This is a genomic window from Pedobacter sp. 01T416_2 (assembly GCF_056398925.1).
This window is the reverse complement of record NZ_JBFTQI010000616.1, coordinates 1-3,662: the sequence shown is the minus strand read 5'-3', so window position 1 is coordinate 3,662 and position 3,662 is coordinate 1. Positions and strand designations below refer to the sequence as shown.

The window sequence follows — 3,662 nt, the reverse complement described above, 5'->3', positions numbered from 1 at the left end:
TCATGAAGGGTGTAAATGAGGATGCTTTGATCGCTTTGGCTAACCACCCAATATTCTTTAACACCAAATTCTTCGTAAACGCGGTATTTATTAAGCAGTTCCATTTTGGTATTGCCAGGAGATAAAATTTCTATAACAAGATCGGGAGCACCGATACAACCGCGGGCATCTAGTTTACTTTTATCACAAACAACACAAATATCGGGCTGTAATACCGTATATACATCCTTATCAGCTTTACTTTCTTTTGGAAAACGGACATCGAACGGCGCAGAATAAACTTTGCATGGTTTGCCTTCTAAAAAATTACCAATTTTCAAGAAAATATTACCGGCCACTTCCTGATGCATTCTTGATGGCGCAGGACTCATTTTAAAGATTTTACCTTTAATCAGTTCTACTCTTTCAGGAAAAAGCCAGTTTAAATAATTAGAATAGCTATAAGTTAATGACGCATCAAGTTCATTGAATTGCCTTACGGGCTCATCATCGTTTAAAACTGGATATGAAACAGGTTTAGACATAAACGAATATACTAATTTTTATAGTAATCCGGACTTTCTATTTTCCAACATATCTTAATACCATTAACAAGTTTTCAGTTGGCAATTGGCAGTTATCATTGGACTAATGAAGCAGTAAATCAATATTTTAATCTAAAGTCGCTAATCCAAGTTCAGTTAACCGATTAACCAATTTAAACAATTAACCAATTAAGAAAACTTCATTTTCTGTATTCTCACCGCATTTAAAATGGCCAAAAGTGCAACACCAACATCAGCAAAAACGGCCTCCCACATGGTGGCAATACCACCGGCACCTAAAATTAAAACCAATGCTTTTACCGCGAATGCCAATACGATATTCTGGATCACAACCTTTTTGGTTGCCTTACCGATTTTAACCGCAGTTGCAATTTTAGAAGGCTGATCGGTTTGGATAACTACATCGGCCGTTTCAATAGCAGCATCGCTCCCCATTGCCCCCATGGCAATACCAATATCGCTAATGGCCAATACAGGCGTATCATTTATTCCATCGCCCACAAAAGCCACTACCTTACTTTTATCACTTTTAATTTCTTCAAGCCTGGCTACTTTATCTTCAGGTAATAAATCGCCAAAATAAGTATCAATACCTAAAGCAGTTGCAACTTTTTTAACGATTGAGGTTTTATCACCGCTCAGCATCACTACCTGTTTTATTCCGTTTTCGTGAAGCTGCTTGATGGCTTCTGCAGCGTCTTCCTTTATTTCGTCGGCAATTAAAACATATCCTACATATTTTCCGTCAACGGCAATAACCACAATACTTTCTTCAATAGCTGTAATCTTGGCATCAAAGGCAATATTAAATTTCTCTAAAAGCTTTGTGTTCCCAGCCAAAACCGCTTTGCCATTTACGGATCCCTTTAAGCCCATTCCAGCAATTTCCTCAATATTTTCGGCGGGATGAATTTCTTTCTGGCCTGCGTATTCTACAATGGCCTTGGCAATTGGATGGGTTGATTTTGCTTCAACAGCAGTTAATAAATTCAAAAATGTTGCTTCATCGATACTGCTTTCTACTTTCTGAACCTTAAAAACACCTTTTGTCAAGGTTCCGGTCTTATCCATTACAACGATATTCAGCTTGGTAATTAAATCGAGGAAATTAGAGCCTTTAAAAAGAATCCCATTTGCCGATGCAGCACCAATGCCACCAAAGTATCCTAATGGAATAGAAATCACCAGCGCACAGGGGCAAGATATTACCAGGAAAACCAGTGAACGATACAACCAGGTTTGGAAATGATATTCGCTTCCTAAAACCAAAATCGGGATAGTAACCAGCGCGAGGGCTAAAAAGAAAACAATTGGTGTATATATTTTAGCAAACTTGCGAATAAAGAGCTCGGTTTTAGCTTTACGCGTAGTGGCATTCTGAACCATTTCCAAAATGCGCGACAACGCACTATCGGCAAAAGCCTTGGTTACTTTTACTTCGATTACTTTATCCAGATTAAGCATTCCGGCCAAAATCGATTCGCCCTTAATAATTGTACGCGGTTTACTTTCGCCCGTTAAAGCGGCGGTATTAAAACTGCTTTTATCACTGACCAGTTCTCCATCCAAGGGGATTTTCTCACCGGCCTTTACTTGTATGGTCTCGCCAATTTCTACCTTTTCGGGATTAACATCTTCGTATTTTCCATTACGGAATACATGTGCTATATCTGCGCGAACATCAAGCAATGCTTTAATATTCCTTTTGGCACGGTTTACTGCAGCCATTTGAAACAATTCGCCAATGGTATAAAAAAGCATTACCGTTACACCTTCTGGGTATTCGCCAATGGCAAAGGCACCGATTGTAGCGATAGACATTAAAGAGAATTCGGTAAAGAAATCTTTGGCTTTAAAAGTTTCCCAAACCTCACGTAAAACCGGAATACCCACAGGTAAATAAGCTACTATGTACCAATAAGACCGGATGATCTGAAATGCAGGAACTGTAAATAGATTATCAAACACAATTCCGATCAGCAGCATAACCAATGTTACAATGGCTGGCAGATAAGTTTGAAAGGCCGACGGATCTCCACCATGATCATGGTCGTGTTCGTCGCCTTCTTCGTGTGCATGATCGTGGTTATGTTTTGGAGCGGAATGTACTTTACTGCTGCAACAGCTATCTTCTTTATCGTGTGAGTGGCTCATTATATCTATTGTATGCTAAACATCATTTTTATTTATTATCGATAAAACCTCGCAGGTTTAGATAACCGTTTTCAAATTTATGGAAAATAAAATGTTTTATCCCGAATCGTTCTTAATAGCAATAATTTTTACAAGCGCACAATAAATTTTGTTAAAAATTGTTAATAGTGTATAAAAGATTTAAAATCATGAAATCTATTAAAATTTCTTTTTCAGCGTCCGAACTTATTAGGCGACTTGGTTTAGCAAAAATTTACTACTGGTTTAACAAGTAATATTCTTAATATATAACACCAGTATTAATTAGTATTTCATAAATTTCGCATAATTACTAACTTATTAAGCGAATGAAATACCAAAATTTGAAAAGATGTTTTGCGGCGCTAGGTATAGTCGCTGCAGGCTTTTCTGCAAATGCACAGACTAAAAAATTTATCGACCCTGCTAACATGGATCTTTCCGTTAAGCCAGGCGACGATTTCTACACCTACGCAAGTGGTACGTGGGTAAAAAACAATCCAGTTCCTGCTAAAGAAACGCGTTGGGGTTCGTTTAACGAACTTCGCGATTTCAACATCAATGCTGTTAAATCTTTGGTAGAAGATGCAGCTGCTGATAAATCTGCTCCTGCAGGTTCGGTGAAGCGTAGAGTTGGCGATTTTTATACGGCTGCCATGGATAGTGCAACCATAGAAAAACTAGGCTATACGCCAATAAAAGCGGATTTAGAGAAAATTAAGCAGATTAAGAATATTCAAGGTGTGCTAGATCAGGTGGCTTACATGCGAACCAATGGTTTAGGCGGTGGAATGTTCGGTTTGGGTGTTGGCCAAGACCGCAAGAATGTAAACAAGTACATGGTGAATATTGGTCAGGGCGGCACAACACTCCCCGATCGTGATTATTATCTGAAAGATGATACCCGCAGTGTTAAAATACGCGAGGCTTACAACRCCTATATGG

Annotated in this window: 2 protein-coding genes and 1 pseudogene; 1 reads left to right on the top strand and 2 read right to left on the bottom strand. The window is 38.6% G+C overall.

Features of this window, described 5'->3' with window-relative positions:
- Both AC1DPQ_RS21250 and AC1DPQ_RS21245 read right to left on the bottom strand, forming a co-directional pair.
- The coding region (locus AC1DPQ_RS21250; RefSeq protein ID WP_477610794.1) for a Uma2 family endonuclease at positions 1-524 on the bottom strand (524 nt) is incomplete at its 3' end.
- Positions 525-713: 189 nt separating this feature from the next.
- Positions 714-2,699, bottom strand: coding sequence for a heavy metal translocating P-type ATPase (locus tag AC1DPQ_RS21245; protein WP_477610793.1), 1,986 nt, complete (start codon positions 2,697-2,699; stop codon positions 714-716).
- Positions 2,700-3,046: 347 nt separating this feature from the next.
- On the opposite strand from AC1DPQ_RS21245, the pseudogene AC1DPQ_RS21240 reads away from it, so the two are divergent.
- Positions 3,047-3,662: pseudogene (locus AC1DPQ_RS21240) on the top strand (M13 family peptidase); the annotation flags it as partial.

Coding starts and splice junctions, on each gene's coding strand:
- AC1DPQ_RS21245 (WP_477610793.1), bottom strand. CDS start 2,699: ATGAGCCACTCACACGATAAAGAAGATAGCTGTTGCAGCAGTAAAGTA.